General features: G+C 64.2%; 13 protein-coding genes. 11 read left to right on the top strand and 2 right to left on the bottom strand.

The annotated features are described in order from the left end of the window. The first annotated feature begins 223 nt into the window (after positions 1 to 223). Positions 224 to 1,444: a sensor histidine kinase gene (locus GTW58_RS10965; RefSeq protein WP_119933468.1), complete on the top strand. Its 1,221-nt coding sequence runs from the start codon at positions 224 to 226 to the stop codon at positions 1,442 to 1,444. Next, the gene (locus tag GTW58_RS10960) at positions 1,441 to 2,121 is read left to right on the top strand and encodes a response regulator transcription factor (protein WP_047691869.1); all 681 of its coding nucleotides are present in this window, start codon (positions 1,441 to 1,443) and stop codon (positions 2,119 to 2,121) included. Before GTW58_RS10965 ends, GTW58_RS10960 begins: the two co-directional genes overlap by 4 nt. Positions 2,122 to 2,297: 176 nt before the next feature. Here the strand turns inward: GTW58_RS10960 and GTW58_RS10955 are convergent, their stop codons facing one another. After that, on the bottom strand, positions 2,298 to 2,837 hold the full coding sequence (locus GTW58_RS10955; protein ID WP_052209723.1) for a DUF4179 domain-containing protein: 540 nt from the start codon (positions 2,835 to 2,837) through the stop codon (positions 2,298 to 2,300). A gap of 197 nt (positions 2,838 to 3,034) precedes the next feature. Between GTW58_RS10955 and GTW58_RS10950 the strand changes: the two genes are divergently transcribed. The 6 genes from GTW58_RS10950 to glgX all read left to right on the top strand — a co-directional run bounded on the left by GTW58_RS10950 (position 3,035) and on the right by glgX (position 9,682). Continuing rightward, entirely contained in the window at positions 3,035 to 3,517 is a 483-nt protein-coding gene (locus GTW58_RS10950) for a CarD family transcriptional regulator (RefSeq protein WP_047691866.1), read from the top strand. 57 nt (positions 3,518 to 3,574) lie between these two features. Next, the gene (ispD, locus tag GTW58_RS10945) at positions 3,575 to 4,336 is read left to right on the top strand and encodes a 2-C-methyl-D-erythritol 4-phosphate cytidylyltransferase (RefSeq protein WP_119933467.1); all 762 of its coding nucleotides are present in this window, start codon (positions 3,575 to 3,577) and stop codon (positions 4,334 to 4,336) included. Positions 4,337 to 4,368: 32 nt separating this feature from the next. Further along, positions 4,369 to 4,905, top strand: coding sequence for a 2-C-methyl-D-erythritol 2,4-cyclodiphosphate synthase (gene ispF, locus GTW58_RS10940; RefSeq protein ID WP_119933466.1), 537 nt, complete (start codon positions 4,369 to 4,371; stop codon positions 4,903 to 4,905). 28 nt (positions 4,906 to 4,933) lie between these two features. Next, on the top strand, positions 4,934 to 6,391 hold the full coding sequence (gene cysS, locus GTW58_RS10935; protein ID WP_119933465.1) for a cysteine--tRNA ligase: 1,458 nt from the start codon (positions 4,934 to 4,936) through the stop codon (positions 6,389 to 6,391). Between the two features lie 68 nt (positions 6,392 to 6,459). After that, positions 6,460 to 7,458: a 23S rRNA (guanosine(2251)-2'-O)-methyltransferase RlmB gene (gene rlmB, locus GTW58_RS10930; protein ID WP_119933464.1), complete on the top strand. Its 999-nt coding sequence runs from the start codon at positions 6,460 to 6,462 to the stop codon at positions 7,456 to 7,458. Between the two features lie 10 nt (positions 7,459 to 7,468). Then, positions 7,469 to 9,682: a glycogen debranching protein GlgX gene (glgX, locus tag GTW58_RS10925; protein WP_119933478.1), complete on the top strand. Its 2,214-nt coding sequence runs from the start codon at positions 7,469 to 7,471 to the stop codon at positions 9,680 to 9,682. 107 nt (positions 9,683 to 9,789) lie between these two features. On the opposite strand, the gene glgP is transcribed toward glgX, so the two are convergent. Next, positions 9,790 to 12,372 carry an alpha-glucan family phosphorylase gene (gene glgP / locus GTW58_RS10920; RefSeq protein ID WP_189587288.1) on the bottom strand — a complete coding sequence of 861 codons (2,583 nt, stop codon included), beginning with the start codon at positions 12,370 to 12,372 and terminating at the stop codon, positions 9,790 to 9,792. A 118-nt stretch (positions 12,373 to 12,490) separates the two neighbouring features. Here glgP and GTW58_RS10915 point away from each other — a divergent pair, with 118 nt between their 5' ends. The 3 genes from GTW58_RS10915 (at position 12,491) to glgB (ending at position 20,495) form a co-directional block, all read left to right on the top strand. Next, positions 12,491 to 14,653 (top strand): alpha-1,4-glucan--maltose-1-phosphate maltosyltransferase, encoded by a 2,163-nt coding sequence (locus GTW58_RS10915; protein ID WP_369792986.1) that lies wholly within the window; start codon positions 12,491 to 12,493, stop codon positions 14,651 to 14,653. Positions 14,654 to 14,841: 188 nt separating this feature from the next. Further along, positions 14,842 to 16,617, top strand: coding sequence for a maltose alpha-D-glucosyltransferase (treS, locus tag GTW58_RS10910; RefSeq protein WP_047691849.1), 1,776 nt, complete (start codon positions 14,842 to 14,844; stop codon positions 16,615 to 16,617). 74 nt (positions 16,618 to 16,691) lie between these two features. Next, a complete protein-coding gene (gene glgB, locus GTW58_RS10905) occupies positions 16,692 to 20,495 on the top strand; it encodes a 1,4-alpha-glucan branching protein GlgB (RefSeq protein WP_209436528.1) in 3,804 nt (1,267 codons plus the stop codon). Positions 20,496 to 20,885 lie beyond the last annotated feature (390 nt).

Raw genomic sequence — 20,885 nt, 5'->3', positions numbered from 1 at the left:
CGTTGAGGGTGTTGATGAGTGGGCACGGCTGCGCCACTTCAGATCCAGCCATCAAGCCTACCGCCGATCTCAGCGCCGTGGCGGGTTCGCGGGGAGACGCGAGGGGGCGCTTAGGTGAACGTCTGGCCAACTGCCAGGGAATCATCCGTGACACCGGGGCCGCAGCGGGTTTCAACGCCACTTTTGTGCCGCAGGTTGGGGATCGCCCGCATACGCTAGGGGCGTGGATTCTTCCGTCGTTGCCGCAGTCGCAGGGCTGATCGGCCTGCTGCTGGGCTTGAGTGGCCTCCTGGTACTCAGGGGGACACCCCGCCGTCGTGCGGATGCCTCGGAGATCGCCGAGCCCGGGCTTACCGACGGCGCTGCCGATGTCCTCTCCGTGATCGGACAGGCCTATGTGGTGGTGGACGGTGTGGACGGCGTGGTCCGTGCCTCCCCGGCCGCTTACGCCTTTGGGCTGGTGCGCGGCTACGTGGTGGTTCAGGAGGACTTGCTGCGGATGATCCGTACGGTGCGTGCCACCGGGGTGACCGGCGAGTGCCGGTTGGAAATCGGGCCGGGGGGCAATCAGCCCGGGACCACGGTGCTGGACATGCGGGTGGCCATCCTGGGGGATGAATACGTGCTGCTGCTGGCGGAGGACCAGACGGAGATTGTGCGGGCGCAGTCGGTGCGCAGCGATTTTGTGGCCAACGTGTCCCATGAACTCAAGACCCCGGTGGGTGCAATTCGCCTGCTCTCGGAGGCCATTGACGATGCCGCTGACGATCCTGAAGCCATCCGCCACTTCACCAAGAGCTTGCACAAGGAATCCGCCCGGCTCAGTGCCCTGGTGCAGGACATCATGGAGTTGTCCCGCCTGCAGGGCACGGACGTGGTGGCCGCAGGCCAGCCGGTGGACCTGGACCGTGTGGTGGGGGAGGCGATTGACCGCAATCGGCTGACTGCCGAATCCCGGGAGATCAAAATCGTGGCCGGCGGGCGCATCAACGCCCAGGCTTTCGGCGACGTCGATCTTCTGACCACCGCCTTGCGCAACCTGATCGACAACGCCATCCGCTACTCCCCGTCCGGAACCCGCGTGGGAATCGGGCTGCGGGAACGTGACGGCATGATCCAGATTTCTGTCACGGACCAAGGCCCCGGCATTTCGGAGGAGGAGCAGGAGCGCATCTTTGAGCGCTTCTACCGGGTGGACGCTGCTCGTTCCCGCCAGACCGGTGGCACCGGGCTGGGGCTGAGCATTGTCAAACACGTCATGCAGCAGCACGGCGGTGAGGTCACGGTCTGGTCCAGAGAGGGCCACGGCTCCACGTTCACCTTGTCCATTCCCGTCATGGAGGACATGGACTTCCCGGAAACCTTGGCGGAGTCCTCATCCGCTCACGACGACGCCCGCATCGGCGCCACCTTGATCCCTGAACCGAACGGAGAACGAGCATGACCCGAATCCTGATCGTGGAAGATGAGGAGTCGCTGTCTGATCCGCTGGCCTACCTGCTGGGCCGTGAAGGATTCGAGTCCCAGGTGGTGGACAACGGCCTGGATGCGGTCACGGAGTTCGAGCGCAACGGTGCCGACCTGATCCTGTTGGACCTCATGCTACCGGGGCAGTCCGGTACGGAGGTGTGCCGTCAGATCAGGCAGAAGTCCGTGGTGCCCATCATCATGCTCACCGCGAAGGATGCGGAGATTGACAAAGTGGTGGGCCTGGAGCTCGGTGCGGATGACTACGTGACCAAGCCGTATTCATCCCGCGAGTTGGTGGCTCGAATCCGGGCGGTGCTCAGGCGCCGCACGGAACCCGAGGACACGGACTCCACCACGGTTGCCGCAGGCCCCGTTCGCATGGACGTGGAGCGTCACGTGGTGAGCGTGGACGGGGAGAACGTGAGCATGCCGCTTAAGGAGTTCGAGCTGCTGGAGATGCTGCTGCGCAACGCCGGCAGGGTGCTCACGCGCGGGCAGCTGATCGACCGCGTGTGGGGCTCGGACTACGTGGGGGACACCAAGACTCTGGATGTGCACGTCAAGCGCCTGCGCTCCAAGATTGAACCCGATCCGTCCGATCCGCGGTACCTGGTCACGGTGCGCGGGTTGGGCTACAAGTTCGAGCTCTGAGTCCAGCCCTCCGTTCAGAGCGTTCTGCGGTGAGCCACCACCGCTGCTTGGCCGAGCAAGATTGAGTTCACGGAAGCAAGACTGAAGTCACCGATCATGATGAAGGGCCCCACGCCGTGGCGTGGGGCCCTGCATCGCTTCAAGAGTCCTGTGGGGTCATGCACCCGTGAGGTGGGTCAGTGACCGCTGCCGTGCTCCGCAGCACCCGGGGTGTTGGACGGGTTGGCCGGAGTCTCCGGGGCGCCGCCGGGGATGTACTCGGCGTAGCGCGGGAAGGTGTGATCCAGAACCGGCACTGACTTGGTCAGCTCGGACTCGCCGGTGTCAAAGGTGGTTTCCACCATCATGCCGGGCTGGGCGCCGGCCTGATCCAAAGTGGCCTCGTTCTCCGAGTCCTGCAGGCGGGTTTCACCGTTGGCGGGTACTTCAACCTCGGCGGAGGCCTGATCCGTGGTGACCGTCAGGGTGATGTCCTGATCGGTCTTGTTGACCACGGTGCCCAGGATGCGTCCGGGGTCGTTCTCCGACTCCGCCACAATCAGGATGTTGTTCAGCGAAACCTGGTCCATCTCCTCCACGATGCCGTCACCCGGGGAGTACTGCATGGTGGTGGCTTGCGGGTTGATGTACGAGCAACCTGTCACGGACAGGGTGGCTGCAACGACTGCTGCGCAGAGGCCAGCCATCTTGGCCTTCTTGCGGGCGGCGATGTTCACGGCGCGAACTCCTCGACGGTTCGGTGGCTTTCTGCCTCATGCTATCCGCTTGGCCACGGATCGTCTGCATCCGCTCGCGGGGGATTGCCGTGGGATGGCAACTCGACCCGCTTCTGCGGCCTGATCGCTGGCCGCGGACGCCCGAAAGCGAGGCACATCACCGTGCTAGAATTGCTCGTCGGAAAGGGGCACATTACATGGTTTTTGAGGTTGGCGAGACAGTCGTCTACCCCCACCACGGGGCGGCACTGATCGAGGAGATCAAGACCCGCACCATCAAGGGTGAAGAAAAGATGTACCTCAAGCTCAAGGTCACCCAGGGTGATCTGGTGATTGAGGTTCCGGCAGAGAACGTTGATTTGGTGGGCGTCCGCGATGTTGTGGATGAGGAAGGCCTCAAAGAGGTCTTTGCCGTGCTGCAGGCGCAGGACGTTGAGGAAGCCAGCAACTGGTCCCGCCGTTACAAGGCCAACGTGGAAAAGCTCGCCTCCGGTGACGTGCTCAAGGTGGCTGAGGTTGTTCGTGACCTGTGGCGCCGTGACAAGGACCGCGGCCTGTCCGCCGGTGAAAAGCGCATGCTGACCAAGGCCCGCCACATTCTGACCTCTGAGTTGGCTCTGGCCAAGGACATCGACGAGGACGAGGCGGAAAAGCGCCTGGACGACGTCCTGGCGGCCTAAGGCCCGCCATCCAATAGGTTCCGGGCATCACGGAATCAGAACAGAACACTTGTGATTATGACGACGGCGAACCCGACTCCCGCAGGAGGGTTCGCCGTCGTTGTTGTTGCTGCAGGTTCTGGCACCCGGCTGGGGCAGGGCGTCCCCAAGGCGCTGGTGGAGGTGGGTGGTGGCACCATCCTGAGCCACGCACTGGCGGGCATTGCCGCCAGCGGTGTGTGTGAAGGGGCAGAGGGGTGGCAGGCTCCCGTGGTGGTCACCGTGCCGCAAGGCGACACTGCCCTCACGGCTGTTGCCCGGTCTGCCGGGGCGCATGCGGTGGAGGGTGGTTGCAGTCGCGCGGCCAGTGTCCGTGAGGCCCTCCAGTTGCTGACCCGGCTCCGCTCCCAGGGCACGGCAGCTTTCCGCGGGGTCCTGGTTCACGACGCCGCCCGGTGCCTGACTCCGCCGGAGGTCTTCCACCGTGTGGTGGCAGCCCTGCAGGAGGGGCACCAAGCGGTGGTGCCCGTGTTGCCGGTGGTGGACACCATCCGTTCCGTGGACGCCCACGGTAACAGCCAGGGCACGGTGGAGCGCAGCCATCTGCGCGCCATCCAGACCCCGCAGGGTTTTGACTGGGACTTGATTGTGGACGTCAACGGTGCAGCCGGTCTCACGCACGATGACCGGATCACGGATGATGCCTCCCTGGTGGAGCAGTTCTCCGAGGTGCCCGTGCACACGGTGGACGGGGATGAGACCGCTCTGAAGATCACCCGTCCCATGGACTTGTTGTTGGCGCAGGCCATTCTGGATTCCCGCACTGACGCCGCCGGCTGAGCACCTGCACCCCAGAAAGGCCAGAACCACACATGAGCACCGAACACCCCTCATCAGCACCCATGAACCTGCCGCGTACGGGCATTTCCGTGGATGTGCACGCCTTTGCCTCGGATCAGGAATGTGCTGCTCACGAGTCCGGCACGGTGCCGCTGTGGCTGGCCGGTCTGCACTGGCCGGGGGAGCGGGGCCTGTCTGGGCACTCGGATGGTGACGTGGTGGCCCACGCCGCTGCGGATGCCTTGTTCTCAGCGGCCGGCTGTGGGGACCTGGGCTCCAACTTTGGTGTGGATCGCCCGGACATGGCCGGTGCTTCGGGGGAGCGGATCCTGCGGGAGGCGGCACAGATCGTGCGGGAGGCAGGTTTCATCCCCGGCAACATCGCCGTTCAGTTGATCGGGCAGCGGCCCAAGTTTGCCCCGCGCAGGGAGGAAGCCCAGGCGGTGTTGACCCAGTCCGCAGGATGCCCCGTGACGGTGGCTGCAACCACCTCGGACCACTTGGGTTTCACCGGGCGGGTGGAGGGGCTGGCTGCTGTGGCCACTGCCCTGGTGGTCCCGCAAGCCTGACGGCGGCTGGATCGTTAGACTTGCCAGAGTGACCCTGCGCTTCTACGACACCGCCACAGCATCCATCCGTGACTTCACACCTGTCCATCAGGGGGAGGCGCGGTTGTACTACTGCGGTGCCACGGTGCAGGGCCGCCCGCACATTGGGCATGTCCGCTCGGCCCTGGTCTTTGACATCCTCACCCGTTGGCTGCGTGATGGTCACGGCTACACCGTGACCTCCGTGCGCAACGTGACGGACATTGACGACAAAATTTTGGCCAATTCGCTGGCCTCCTTTGCCGATGGGTTCCAGGGTGGTCACCCCCGGGAAGCCTGGTGGGCCTTGGCTTACCGGTTCGAGAAGATCTTCACGGAGGCCTACGGTGCACTGGGCATCGAGGATCCGACGTATGAACCCCGCGCCACCGGTCACGTTCCGGAGATGCATGAACTCATCACTGAACTGATTCAGGCCGGTCACGCCTACCCGGCTGAAGACGGTTCCGGGGACGTCTATTTTGATGTCCGGTCATGGCCCCGGTACGGGGAATTGACCCGCCAACGCGTGGAGGACATGCAGGACGCCCCGGACGCTGATCCGCGTGGCAAGCGGGATCCCCGGGACTTCGCCCTGTGGAAGGGGCACAAGGACTCGGATCCGGAGACTGCGGCCTGGGATTCGCCGTGGGGCCGTGGCCGGCCGGGCTGGCACCTGGAGTGCTCTGCCATGGCAGGCAAGTATCTGGGGGACACCTTTGACATCCACGGTGGCGGCCTGGACCTGCGCTTCCCTCACCACGAGAACGAACTGGCTCAGTCCGCTGCGGCCGGCCGCGGGTTCGCCAACTTCTGGTTGCACAACGGCCTGGTGACCTACCAGGGGGAGAAGATGTCCAAGTCCATCGGCAACACCATCTCCCCGGAGGAGATGCTGCAGATGGCCCGTCCGTTGGCGGTGCGCTACTACCTGGGCCAGGCTCAGTACCGCTCCGTCCTGGATTACCGGCCCACGTCCTTGGAGGAGGCCACGGCCGCCGTCGAGCGGGTGGAGGCATTCCTCAAGGCCGCGCAGGAGGCCGGCGTGGATCTGGGGTGGACTCCTGCGGAGATTCCCGCCAATTTCAGGGAAGCGATGGACGATGACCTCAACGTCCCCCGCGCACTCGGTGCCCTCCACGACGCCGTCCGCGCAGGCAATGCTGCCCTCCACTCTGTTCCTTCCAACGATGACGCTGCACCGTCATCTGCCGCCGGATCCGCCCGTGCGGTGGCTGCCATGACGGAGATCCTGGGGCTGCGCCAGCTCATGGATCTGGACGGTGCATCCGGTGCCGCTGGCGAGCACCAGGCGTTGGATCACCTGGTCAAGGACCTCTTGGAGCGTCGTGCAGCGGCTCGGGCATCCAAGGACTGGGCTGAGGCCGACCGCCTCCGGGACACCCTGGCGACAGCCGGCGTCCAGGTGGCAGACGGTGCCGGCGGATCCACGTGGTCGTTGGGTTGACAGACCCCAGCTTGTGACGGCCCTCATACGGGCCACTGGAAACTTTTGAAGAACAGGTAGGAACTTTCATGGCAACGTCTCGTCGTCCAGGTGCAGGCAACAGCAAGAAGAAGGGCCCCAGTGTGGGCACGGGCGGCCACGGTCGTCGTCGTTTGGAGGGCAAGGGCCCCACCCCCAAGGCCGAGGATCGCCCGTATCACAAGGCTTACAAGATGAAGAAGGCCGCTGAGCGCCGCAATGCTGCCCGACCCAAGGGTGCGGCAGAGCGCGGGCCCGTGCGTGGCCACAACCGCCGCGGCCCAGGAAAGACCGAGGATCTGGTCACCGGACGCAACGCGGTCCTGGAGTCGCTGCGGGCCGGTGTCCCGGCCAAGACCCTCTACGTGGCCACTCGCATTGAGGCCGATGACCGCATCCGCGAAATCCTCAAACTGTGCGCGGAGGGTCAGGTGCCGGTCCTGGAGGCCACCAAGCCTGAGTTGGACCGGCTCACGGAGGACGCCGTTCACCAGGGCGTTGCCCTGCAGGTCCCACCGTACGAGTACGACGACGCCGAAGATCTGATAGGCCAGGTCATGGCCACGTGGCAGAAGGACAAGTCGCAGCGCGCACCGTTGATCGTGGCCTTGGACGGCATCACGGATCCTCGCAATCTGGGTGCCATCATCCGTAGTGTCTCCGCCTTTGCCGGGGATGCCGTGGTGCTTCCGGAGCGTCGGTCCACCGGGGTCACGGCCACGGCGTGGAAGACCAGCGCAGGTGCTGCCGCCCGCGTGCCGGTGGCCAAGGCAACCAACTTGAACCGGGCCGTGGAGAAGGCCAAGGTCGCAGGATTCTTTGTGGTGGGTCTGGACGGCGGCGGGGACGTTGAGCTCCCGCAGCTGGATCTGGCCACGGAACCCTTGATAGTTGTGGTGGGTTCCGAGGGCAAGGGCCTGTCCCGCCTGATCACGGAGAACTGCGATCAGATCGTCTCCATCCCCATTGACTCCGCCATGGAGTCGTTGAACGCGTCCATGGCCGTGGGCATCACGCTGTACGAGGTTGCGCGTCGTCGTGCCCGGTGAACGTCCCCTGATGCAGACCCCGGATCGTCCGGTCAGCAGTGCCCACCCGCGTCCGCGCTCGCGTCCTTTAGGGGTTTCCCGTACCCCCGGTGACAGCCTGGCGGCCAATGTGGCCGTGTGGGCGCCCGGACTGGAAGCAGTGGACCTGATCTGGTCCGAACCCGGGCAACCGTGGCAACGGCACACGCTGATGCACCTGGAAGGTGGGGTGCATTTTGACCTGATCCATGTCAGCCCGGACCGGGCACTGACCTCAGCCAACAGTGACTTGGACCCGTACACGTTCATGGCTCTGCCGCCGGGGACCCGCTACGGGTTCATCCCCACATCTTCCAGCATGCTGCGCCAGCCCAACCACACCCCGGAAACCGGACAGATCTTCTTGGATCCGCACGGCCTGGGAATCGAGCGTGTGGCCCGTGCAGACCAACTGCCCGGACACGATGACCGCCCGGATGCCTACGGCACCCGTTATGTCTCCTCCGTGGTGGACGAACGGTTCGACTGGGGCGATGACGTCCACCCGGACATCCCCTGGCGGGACACCGTGGTGTACGAGGCCCATGTGAAGGGCCTGACCATCCAGCACCCGGACATCCCGGAACACCTGCGCGGAACCTACGCGGGGTTGGGGCATCCGGTGATGATCGACTACCTGAAGTCACTGGGCATCACCACCGTTGAGCTGCTGCCCATCCACGCCCACCTGGATGAAGCCCACCTCACGGAGAACGGGCTGACCAACTACTGGGGTTACAACACCCTGTCCTACTTTGCTCCGCACGCGGCCTATGCCACGGCGGAGGCTCGGGCTCGCGGGACGCAGGGTGTGCTGGATGAGGTCAAGGCCATGGTCAAGGCGCTGCACGCGGCCGGCCTGGAAGTGGTCCTGGACGTGGTCTACAACCACACGGCAGAAGGTGGCCCCACGGAGCAGCCGTATTGCTGGCGTGGCTTGGGCGATGAGCACTGGTACCGCCACCACAACGGGCACTACCTGGACATGACCGGGTGCGGAAACACCCTGGATTTTGCCAACCCCAACGTGGTGCGCATGACCCTGGACTCCCTGCGGTACTGGGTGCGTCAGGTTCACATTGACGGTTTCCGTTTCGATCTTGCGCCCACCCTGGCTCGGGATTCGCAGCACACCTTCAGCCAGCGCCACCCGTTCCTGGTGGCTGCCACCGCTGATCCCAGCATCGGCGCCTCCAAGCTGATCGCAGAGCCCTGGGATGTGGGCATGGGCGGATGGCAAACCGGAAACTTCCCGCCCGGATGGGCCGACTGGAACGATTCCTACCGGGACACCGTGCGTGAATTCTGGCTGACGGATCAGCGGGCCATTGCCAGCGGCGGAACCGGCGGAAGCCTGTCCCGGCTGGCTGATGCCCTGGCCGGGTCCAACAGTCGCTTTGAGGCCTCCGGGCGAACTCCGTTGTCCGCCGTGAACTTTGTGACCGCTCACGATGGCTTCACCCTGTATGACCTCACGGCGTATGACCAGAAGCACAACGAGGCCAACCGGGAAGGCAACCGGGACGGTACCAATGACAACCACTCGTGGAACCACGGGGAGGAAGGCCCCGCGCGCACTGCCTCGGTTAGGGCAGCCCGTGCCCGGACCGCACGCAACATCATGGCCACACTCCTGCTGTCCCAGGGCGTTCCCATGATCACCGCGGGGGATGAGTTCCTGCGCACTCAGGGCGGCAACAACAACGCCTACTGTCAGGATTCACCCATCGGCTGGGTGGATTGGAAGAAGACTCCGGCGGACCGCGCCATGCTGGCCTGCACCCAGGAGCTGCTGCGGTTGCGTCGCCGGTTCCTCCAGGACCAGCCAGAGGACTACATGCGCCGCGTCCATGACGTGCGCATGGAATGGTTCTCGCCCAGCGGCAACCACATGCACTCCTACGAGTGGCAGGCCGCCGGGTTCCGCACCGTTCAGATGGTCATTGGTGCCCGTGCCGGGACCACCACCGCGCTGGTGCTGGTCAATGGCAGTGCCCTCGATGTTGAGGTGACCCTGCCGTCCCAGGACGCGATCGAGGAGATCGTGAGCCGCGGGGAGGAAGCTGAGCCGGAGGACGCACCCACAGGCTTCGAGCTGCTGTTCTCCACGGATGCCGCCCTGCGGCCCAGCTACGGAATGCGTCTGCCCACCGGCGATTCGACGGTGGCGCCGTCCATGTCTGTCACGGTGTTGCGGTTGATCTGAGAGTCTGTCCTTTCAGCTCAGGAGCTGTTTCAGGCTGATCAAACAGAACGCCCGTTCCGGTGCATCCCGGAACGGGCGTTCTGTTGATCCGCGGTGGAGGCTCACCCTCAGGCGTTGACCACCAGGCCCAACTCAGCCTTGTTGGTCAAGTGCTTGCTGTTGGGCAGCACCCGCACGGTGTACCCGAATGGCCCGGAGCGGTCGATGGTGATGGAACCGGTGAAGGCCCACTTGCCGTCGGTGGTGGCCCGCACCTGGTCCAGGACGCCAAAGCTGCGTTCGTGGATGTGGTCGGACTCGGACACCCGGCCGTAGCCGATTTCCACGGTGACATCATCAGGAGAGAGCTCACCCAACTGCACGTAGGCGGTCACGGTCAGGTTGTCACCGATCTGTGGGATCTCTGCAACGGCCTCAGCCTCCACGTGCTCCACCCGCACACCGGCCCAGCCTTGGCGGACGTGATTGATCCACCGGGAGGATTCGCGTGCTGCGGCATGCTCGGAGGCGGCTGCTTCACGTCCCGACAGTGCTGCCGGAATGTAGAGCTTGCGCACGTAGTCCTCCAACATGCGCTTGGCGGAGACCTTGGGGCCAAGGTTGGACAGCGTGTGCTTGACCATGGCCAACCACTGGTGGGGCACAACGTCGTCGTCGTAGGAGGCCTTCTCCCCGTAGAAGCGGGGGGCCACGTGATCCTCGATCAACTCGTAGAGGGCTGCAGCCTCAATGTTGTCGCGCTCCTCCGTGGAGGCCCGGTCGTCCGCGGTGGGGATGGCCCAGCCGTTCTGGCCGTCGTACATCTCGTCCCACCAGCCATCCAGCACGGACAGGTTCAGGCCACCGTTGATGGCGGCCTTCATCCCGGAGGTGCCACAGGCTTCCAGAGGACGCAGCGGGTTGTTCAGCCACACGTCACAGCCGGGGAACAGGGTGCGGGCCATGGCGATGTCGTAGTTCGGCAGGAACACGATCCGGTGGCGCACCTCCGGGTCATCCGTGAACTTCACCAGGTCACGGATCATCTGCTTGCCCATCTCATCCGCGGGGTGGGACTTGCCGGCCACCACCAGCTGCACAGGGCGGTGGGGGTCCAGCAGCAGACGCTGCAGGCGTGCAGGGTCACGCAGCATCAGGGTCAGCCGCTTGTAGGTGGGCACCCGGCGCGCAAAACCGATGGTCAGAACGTCCGGGTCCAGGACGGACTCGGTCCAGCCCAACTCGGCATCCGCGGCGCCACGCTTCTTCCAGGAGGCGCGCAGGCGGGCACGGACGTCCTCCACCAAGGCGGAGCGTAGTTCGCGGCGGACCTTCCACAACTCGGCGTCGTCCACCTTGTTGATGGCCCTCCACCGGGATTCCAGGTCCGGCTGGCTGCGGTCCACAGCCAGGACCTCCATGCGGGGATCGATCCAGGACGGAACGTGCACCCCGTTGGTCACGGAGGTGATGGGTACCTCGTCATGTTCAAATCCCGGCCAGAGCCCGGCAAACATGTCACGGGAGACCTTGCCGTGCAGCTTGGCCACACCGTTGGCCCGCTGTGCCAGGCGCAGACCCATCACGGCCATGTTGAACTTGGACGGGTCACCGCCGTCGTAGTTCTCGTCTCCCAGCGCCAGAATGCGGTCCGTGGGGACCTCCGGGGCAAGACCTGCGGAGAAGAACCGGTTGATCTGGTCCTTCTCAAACCGGTCAATGCCGGCAGGTACCGGGGTGTGCGTGGTGAACACCGTGGCGGAGCGGACGGCGGTCAGGGCCTCGTCCCAGGACATGGGTACCTGTCCGGTGCCTGGTGCCATGAGCTCGGAGATGCGCTCAATGCCCAGGAAGCCTGCGTGGCCCTCGTTGCAGTGGAACACCTCGGGGGCTGGGGCCCCGGTCAAACGGGAGAAGATGCGCAGGGCGCGCACACCGCCCATGCCCAGCAGCAATTCCTGCTGGAGGCGGTGGTCCCCGCCGCCACCGTAGAGGCGGTCGGTGATGTTGCGGGCGTGGTCGTCGTTGTCAGCAATGTCGGAGTCCAGCAGCAGCAGGGGGACGCGGCCGACGTCGGCGCGCCAGATCTGCGCCAGAAGTCGCCTGCCGTCCGGCAAGGGGAGGTCAACCCGTGCCGGCGTCCCGTCGTCCTCACGCAGCAGGCTCAGGGGCAGACCGTCCGGATCCAGAACCGGGTAGTCCTCCAACTGCCAGGCATCACGGGACAGGGACTGCTTGAAGTAGCCGTGCTGGTAGAGCAGGCCAACACCCACAATCGGGATGCCCATGTCAGAGGCGGTCTTGAGGTGATCGCCGGCCAGGATGCCCAGGCCGCCGGAGTACTGCGGAAGAACGGAGGTGATGCCGTATTCGGCGGAGAAGTAGGCAATGGACTTGGGGGAATCAGCAGAAACTTCCTGCTGGTACCAGAGGTCTTGGCCCAGGTAGGTCTCCAGCTCGGCGTCCTGCGTCTGAATGCGCTCAACCAACTCGGGATCTTCAGCGATCTGCTGAATTTCCTCGCGGGTCAAGGAACCCAGGAGCTTGACGGGGTCGTGATTGACGCTGTCCCAAGCCTGTGGGTTGAGATCAGCAAAGAGCTGTTCGGTGGATTTGTTCCACGACCAGCGGAGGTTGTTGGCGAGCCTGCTCAGAGGGCGAATCGACTCGGGGAGGACAGTGCGTACGGTGAACCTGCGGATAGCCTTCACAGGCGCAGAATATCGGGTGTATGCCTGTGGCACGATTCGAGCGGCAACCAGGCGCAATCGTGACGGGGATCTCTCCAGGTACTTCATCCGCGGCGCCGGACTGACTACGGTGAGACACGTGACTTCGTTGAACTCGAACAACTCAGCCAGCCCCACGCATTCCACGCAGGATCCGGCCACCAAACCGGCTCCCGCCCAGTCGCCGCTGAAGCCGACTGGTGTTGCCGCCGCAGGCACGCCGGAGTCCAGCGCCGTCGTCGATCGCTCCCATCTGGTTTACGGCCGTATCCCGATTGAGCAGGTCTCTCCCGTGGTGCACAACGGGCAGCGGCCGGCCACCGCGGTTCCGGGCGAATCAATCCGGGTGGGTGCCACCGTCTACCGGGAAGGCCATGACGCCCTGGGTGTGGCTGCCGTGCTGTACAACCCGGAGGGGCAGGAGACCGAGCGGGTTCTGCTCACCCTCAAGAGCAAAGGCACGGACCGCTTCGAAGGCTGGTTGACCCCCACCTCGGAGGGTGACTGGAGCTTTGCCATCGAGGGCTTCTCTGATGTTTTCGGCACATGGCATCACGACGCCGCCATCAAGCTGGCCGTTGGCCAGGACGTCGAATTGATGATGGATGAAGGCGCGCTGGTGTTCGAGCGGGCCGCAGCAGAGTCCGAGCGCCCGCAGGACCAGCGCAGCCTGTTCACCAAGGTTGCCGAACACCTCAAGGACCGTTCCGTGCCTGCCGGACAGCGCTTTGCAGAGGCCACGGATCGCGGCATCCTCTCCGCGGTGGAGCGCAACCCCATCCGCGCCCTGGTCACGGAATCGCAGCGCTACCCCATCCGTGTGGAGCGTGAAGCAGCCGGGCGCGGTGCCTGGTACGAGTTCTTCCCGCGGTCCGAGGGCGCGGAGTGGAACCCGGAGACCGGTCAATGGCGTTCCGGCACGTTTGTCACCGCCGCTGAGCGTCTGGATGCCGTTGCGGGGATGGGCTTTGACGTCATCTACCTGCCGCCCATCCATCCCATCGGTGTGGCCCACCGCAAGGGCCCCAACAATTCCTTGACACCGGCTCCGGGGGACCCCGGTTCCCCGTGGGCCATCGGTGCAGCCGAGGGTGGCCATGACGCCATCCACCCGGACCTGGGCGGCTTTGAAGAGTTCGATGCCTTTGTGGCGCGTGCTCATGAACTCGGTCTGGAAGTTGCCCTGGACCTGGCACTTCAGGCGTCCCCGGACCACCCCTGGGTGCAGTCCAACCCGGAGTGGTTCACCACCCGCGCTGATGGCACCATCGCCTATGCGGAGAACCCGCCCAAGAAGTACCAGGACATCTACCCCCTGAACTTTGACAACGATCCTGAGGGCCTCTCCCAGGAGGTCTTGCGGATCGTGAAGTTGTGGATGTCCCACGGCATCCGAATCTTCCGCGTGGACAACCCGCACACCAAGCCCCTGTGGTTCTGGGAATGGCTGCTGGGGGAGATCCACAAGATCGATCCCGGAGTGGTGTTCCTGGCGGAGGCCTTCACCCGCCCGGCCATGATGCAGGGGCTGGCCAAGGCCGGTTACCAGCAGTCCTACTCCTACTTCACCTGGCGCAACGCCAAGTGGGAGTTGGAGGAGTACCTGGAGGAGATCTCCCGGGAGACCGCCTCCCACTACCGCCCCAACTTTTTTGTCAACACCCCTGACATCCTCACGGACTACTTTGTCCACGGCGGGCGCCCGTCCTTCAAGATCCGCGCCGCACTGGCCGCCACGGCATCACCGCTGTGGGGCATGTACGCGGGCTTTGAGCTCTACGAAAACGTCCAGCGCCAGGGTGCTGAGGAAGCCAACGACAACGAGAAGTACCAGTACCGTCCCCGCGACTTCGACGGCGCTGAGGCCCGCGGTGACTCCTTGGCCCCGTACGTCCGCCGCCTCAACCAGATCCGCCGCGAGCACCCCGCTCTGCTGGATCTGCAGAACCTCACCCTGCACAACACGGATGACGACGCCGTGCTGTGCTTCTCCAAGACCAAGACGGTCACGGACGACGACGGCGAGCACGAGGACACCCTGATCGTGGTGGTCAACACCGATCCCCATTCAGTGCGAATTGCCAACATCGATCTGGACCTGGATGCTCTGAAGCTGCGTCCGGAGGACCGTCATGAGGACGGCACCTTCTCCGCAGATGATCTGCTGACAGGTGCTTCCTGGAACTGGGGCGAGCACGTGTGGGTGCGTCTTGACCCGTTCTACGAGCCCGTCCACATTGTGCAGGTCCGCCGCAGCCGCTGATCACAGCACCTGCGGGCAATGTTGCAACATCAGAACCGGCCGTGCAGGCGTCATCGTCAGGTGACGGTGCACGGCCGGTTCTGTATTGCCAGTATTCTTAGACCGCATTGTTGGCCTGACGTCAGAGTTGATGCAGGTTGGCCTGAGCGGTTCCGTCCGAACAATCCAGTCCAGGAGAGCGCACGCCTGTGAACGCCTTGAACCCCTCCAACTTTGGTGTCCATGCCCCGGGTATTTCCCACGATCCCGACTGGTTCCGCAAGGCCGTGTTCTACGAGGTCCTGGTCCGGGCCTTCTCGGATGCCAACGGGGATGGTTCGGGTGACTTCTCCGGTCTGATCGACAAACTGGACTACCTGCAGTGGCTGGGAATCGACTGCCTGTGGATTCCGCCGTTCTACGAGTCCCCGCTGCGTGACGGCGGCTACGACATCTCCGATTACTACTCCGTGCTGGATGAGTTCGGGACCGTCTCCGACTTCAAACGGTTGGTGGCAGAGGCCCACGCTCGTGGTCTGCGTGTGATCACGGATCTGCCCCTGAACCACACCTCGGATCAGCACCCGTGGTTCCAGGCCTCCCGTGAGGATCCGGACGGCCCCTTTGGTGACTTCTACGTGTGGTCTGACACGGATGAGCTCTACCAGGACGCCCGCATCATCTTTGTTGACACGGAGGAGTCCAACTGGACCTTTGATCCTGTGCGCCGGCAGTTCTTCTGGCACCGGTTCTTCTCTCACCAGCCTGACCTCAACTTTGACAACCCCAAGGTTGAGGATGCCGTGTTCGACGTCGTGAAGTTCTGGCTGGACATGGGCATTGACGGCTTCCGCGCCGATGCCATCCCGTACCTGGTGGAGGAGGACGGCACCAACTGTGAGAACCTCCCGGGCACCCACGACTTCCTGGTGCGCCTGCGCCGCATGGTGGATGAGCAGTACCCGGGTCGCGTGATCATTGCAGAGGCCAACCAGCCGCCGGAGGAAGTGGTGGAGTACTACGGCTCGGAGGAGGACCCCGAGTGCCACATGTGCTTCCACTTCCCGATCATGCCGCGGATTTTCTACGCGTTGCGGGATCAGAAGGCTGCTCCGATCGTGGAGACCATGGATGCCACCCCGGCCATTCCGCGGGGCACCCAGTGGGGTACGTTCCTGCGCAATCACGATGAACTGACCCTGGAAATGGTCACCCCGGAGGAACGCCAAGCCATGCTGGGCTGGTACGCCCCGGATTCGCGGATGCGCGCCAACGTGGGCATCCGGCGTCGTCTGGCCACGTTGCTGGACAACTCCCGGGCGGAGACCGAGCTGATCCACGCCCTGCTGTTCGCCATGCCGGGCAGCCCGTTCCTGTACTACGGGGATGAGATCGGCATGGGGGACAACATCTGGCTGGATGACCGTGATGCCTCCCGTACGCCCATGCAGTGGACCCCGGACCGCAACGCCGGGTTCTCCAATGCGGATCCGGGCAAGCTGTACCTGCCGGTGGTTCAGTCCCTGGTGCATCACTACGGGCAGACCAACGTGGAGGCCCAGCTGGCTTCCTCATCCTCCCTGCTGCACTGGGTGCGGCGCATGCTGCTGGTACGCAAGGAACACGCGGCCTTTGGCATGGGGGATTACCGCAACGTGCCCACGGATCACGGATCCGTGTTGGCCTTTGTCCGCGAATACCGCGCGGAGGATGACCGCCACGGTCCGGCCTCAGAAACCTTGGTCTGCGTCTTCAACCTGTCCCACACCCCGGCCCGGGCCACACTGGACCTGGCCGAATACGCGGGCCGCGGGTTGCGGGAGATCTTTGGTGGCGAGGAGTTCGGTGCTGTGGGACAGGACGGCAACTTCCATGCCACCTTGGGTTCGCAGGACTTCTACTGGTTGCGTGTGCGCAGCGCCCCGGACTCTGACGGCAACCAGCCGGAAACCCGTGCCCTGCCCATCGTCTCGTCCCTGGGCTGAGCCCAGTCCCCACCGGGCGGCGCACTGCGCCGTCGTCGTTGACCGCCGCAGGAAAACCACAAGGAGTGGTGAAGTTGAGCACCCAGACCACGGTGACTCCCCATCCGCAGCTTGAGCAGTTGTTGGCGCAGTGGCTTCCGGGCCGCCGCTGGTACCCGTTCGAATCATCCGCTGGGACCCCTGATGTGAGCGTGGTGGCTCGCATTCCCGTGTCCTGCTCCTCGGCTCACAACGACGACGACGCGGCCGCCATCTACCTGGTGCAAGCCGTGGTAGGCCGGCGCCGGGAACTGCTGCAGATCCCCCTGGTGGTAAGCACCTCCGCCGGGCCTGGGGACATCGGCCAGGCACTGATTGACGGTGCGCAGAAGTTCGTGCGAGAGGCCGTGGACAGTCCTGAGTTCCTGGACGGTGTTCTGCGTTTGCTGCACGGTTCAGGTGAACTCCGATCCGGTGGGGCCAGGTTGACTGGTGCTTCCAACACGTCTTTGACTGCGGTCTCGGAGGTCAAGGCATCCGAACAGGTCCAGGTGATCTCCGCCGAGCAGTCCAACACCTCCGTGATCGTCCGCCCGGTGGAACCGGGGGAGTCAGCCGTGATTCTCAAGTTCTTCCGCGTGGTCTCAGATGGTGTGAATCCAGACGTTGAGGTCGGGCGAGAACTGACGGAGCTGGGATCCTCCGTGGTTCCCCACACCTGGGGATGGGCGGATCTGACCTGGTCCCAGGCCTCTTCTCAAGACTCGGACACCGCCGCCGTTTCTGCCAGCACCGCCGTGGGACAAGTGGTTGTGGTGACCGAATTGGTGGATGGCGCCGCAGATGCCTGGGCGCAAGCCGTGGAGGCGGCTTCAGCCAACCGGGACTTCTCGGCAGAAGCCCGCGAGTTGGGCCGAGCAACGGCTCGGATGCACAGGGACCTGGTCAGTGCCTTTGGAGAACAGGCGGCGGATCCGGCGCGGCGTCGTCGTTTGTTGGACGGGATCACCCAACGCCTCGCGTGGGCGGGCAAGGAACTCTCCCCGGCACTGGATCGCCACGCAGAAGCGTTGGAAGCCGTGGTGGAGAACCTGGAGGACGTCCAGGACCTCCCCGCCCTGCAACGCATCCACGGTGACTACCACCTGGGGCAGGTGCTGCATGGTGCCGACGGCGCCTACCGGATCCTGGATTTTGAAGGCGAGCCACTGCGGCCCATCCACGAACGTGTGGTGCCGGATCTGGCGCTGCGGGATGTGGTGGGCATGCTGCGGTCCCTGGATTATGCCGCGGCCTTCGGTCACAAGGAATCCGGGGCGGACACCACCCAGTGGGGAGAAACCGCAGCGGATGCGTTCCTGGAGGGATGGTCCTCCGTGAGCTACCAGCCCGTGGACCGTGAGGACCCTGTGTTCCGTGCACTGTGGCTGGACAAGGCCCTTTATGAGGTGGTCTACGAAACCCGTAACCGTCCTGACTGGATTGACGTGCCCATGGCTGCGGTCACTGCTGCACTGTCCGACTCAGAGGCAACCCAGTCAGTTGAACCCGGCACCACCCCGCAAGACCATCAGCACGGTGACGTCACAGAACCCAACAATGACGCACCCGTGACTCCCGCAGTTGAGAGAAACTCCGCTGGCTCTCTACCGTGGGCGCAAGCCTCCAGCGAAGACGCTGTTGAAGAGCCCTCGAACACCGGAAGCGAGCACCCCGTGGCAAACACCATCTCCGAGGACGTCCTGGCCGCAGTGGCCGAGGGGCGTTACTACGATCCCCACCAGGTTCTGGGCGCGCACCCGACCGGTGAAGGGACGGTGGCCATCCGGACCCTCCGGCGATTCGCCACGCATGTTTCGGCCGTGCTGGCCGATGGCACCACCCACCGTCTGTCCCATGAGTGGGGTGGGATCTTCTCAGGGCACATTCCGTCTGAGGACGGCACCGTTCCCGACTACCGACTGATGGTCACCTGGGGCAACCAGGAGCCGATCGAACTCGATGACCCGTACCGTTACGCGCCCACCCTGGGGGATCTTGACCTGCACCTGATCGGTGAAGGCCGCCACGAAACCCTGTGGGAATCCTTGGGCTCGCACGTGCGCAGCTGGCCTTCCAGCTTTGGCGAGATCAAGGGCACCAGCTTTGCTGTCTGGGCCCCCAACGCCCAGGCCGTACGGGTGATCGGTGACTTCAACGGATGGGACGGCACCGAACACGCCATGCGCTCGCTGGGCGGCAGCGGCGTGTGGGAGGTGTTCATCCCGGGCGTCGGCGTGGGAACCACCTACAAGTACCGGCTGTTGGGCCGTGACGGTCAGTGGCGGGACAAGGCCGACCCCATGGCCCGCTGGACCGAGGAGCCCCCGCGCACCGGATCACGCGTCTGGGACGGCGACTACGAATTCTCCGACCAGACCTGGATGGAACAGCGCGCCCAGACCGATCCGCACAACTCACCCATGAGCGTCTACGAGGTGCACATTGCATCCTGGCGCCAGGGGCTCTCCTACCGCGATTTGGCCACCGAGCTGGTCAACTACGTCCGCGATCACGGCTTCACCCACGTGGAATTCATGCCAGTGGCGGAACACCCGTTCGGTGGTTCCTGGGGCTACCAGGTCACGGGCTACTACGCGCCGTCGTCGCGATTCGGCAACCCCGATGACTTCAAGTACCTGGTCAACGCACTGCACCAGGCCGGAATCGGCGTGCTGGTGGACTGGGTCCCCGGGCACTTCCCCAAGGATGATTTCGCCCTGGCCAAGTTCGACGGCGAGGCCCTCTACGAGCATCCTGACCCCCAGCGTGGTGAGCACAAGGACTGGGGCACTCTGATCTTTGACTACGGCCGCACCGAGGTGCGCAACTTCCTGGTGGCCAACGCACTGTTCTGGTTGGAGGAATTCCACATCGACGGTCTGCGCGTGGACGCCGTGGCCTCCATGCTCTACCTGGACTACTCCCGTGAAGACGGCGAATGGTCACCCAACCAGTTCGGCGGCCGTGAGAACTTGGAGGCCATCGGGTTCCTCCAGGAGGCGAATGCCACTGCCTACCGGCGTAACCCCGGCATTGTGATGATTGCCGAGGAATCCACCGCCTTCCCGGGTGTCACCCAGCCCACGGAGAGCAACGGTCTGGGCTTTGGCATCAAGTGGAACATGGGCTGGATGCACGACTCCCTGGAGTATGTGTCCGAAGACCCCATGTACCGCCACTACCACCACGGCAAGATGACCTTCTCCCTGGTGTACGCCTACTCGGAGAACTTCATCCTGCCGATCTCCCATGACGAGGTGGTCTACGGCAAGGGTTCACTGCTGCGCAAGATGCCCGGTGACCGTTGGAAGCAGCTGGCCGGTGTCCGTGCCTACCTGTCCTTCATGTGGGCACACCCCGGCAAGCAGTTGATCTTCATGGGCCAGGAGTTCGCTCAGGAATCCGAGTGGAGCAACGAACGCAGCCTGGACTGGTGGCTGGCTGACACGGAACCGCACCGCGGCGTGCAGGAGTTGGTGGCACGGATCAACGATGTCTACAAGGACACCCCCGCGCTCTGGGAGCAGGACAACACGCCTGACGGTTTCAACTGGCTGGATGCCAACGACGCCGGGCGTAACACGTTGTCCTTTGTGCGGTGGGACAAGCAAGGCAACCCACTGGTGTGCGTGGTCAACTTTGCCGGTAACCCGCACTACGACTACCGCGTGGCCCTGCCGTTCGCAGGTGACTGGGAAGAAGTCCTGAACTCCGACGCCGATCAGTACGGCGGATCCGGTGTGGGTAACGGTGGCACCGTGAAGGGTGTGGACAAGCCTCACTACGCCCAGCCGGCACATGCTGCGATCACAGTTCCGCCTCTGGCAGCACTCTGGTTGCGCCCGGTCCAGAACTGAACCGTGGCTTGACTTGGACGATCGCCCCAACCGCTTGACGGTTGGGGCGATCGTCGTATCCGGCGGTTGCGATGCTGTGGCACCGGGTGTACTGTTTCACGTCGTTGCTCCGGCGGCCTCCGATAGGAAGCGGCCAACACTCCGAACGAACCAGACGTTCACCTCCGGGAAACCGGGAGTTGACGAGATGGCAAACGGATGGATAGAGTAGCGGAGCACTTCGGCAAGGTGAGATTCACCGATCAGTCACTTCCACGAACATCACAGCAGGCTTAGCGGCCTCTGGTTCGTCGTGTGGCGGTGAGGATCCCTTGATCGATCTGTTGTTTGAGAACTCAATAGTGTTTCATGTTTGTTGATACCAAATATTGTTTTGTTTGGTTGATGGCC

The sequence above is a fragment of the Kocuria subflava genome (assembly GCF_012163155.1).
In the GTDB taxonomy this organism is placed as follows: Bacteria; Actinomycetota; Actinomycetes; order Actinomycetales; family Micrococcaceae; genus Kocuria; species Kocuria subflava.
The sequence above is the reverse complement of the archived record's forward strand: the minus strand, read 5'-3'. Positions and strand labels throughout refer to the sequence as shown.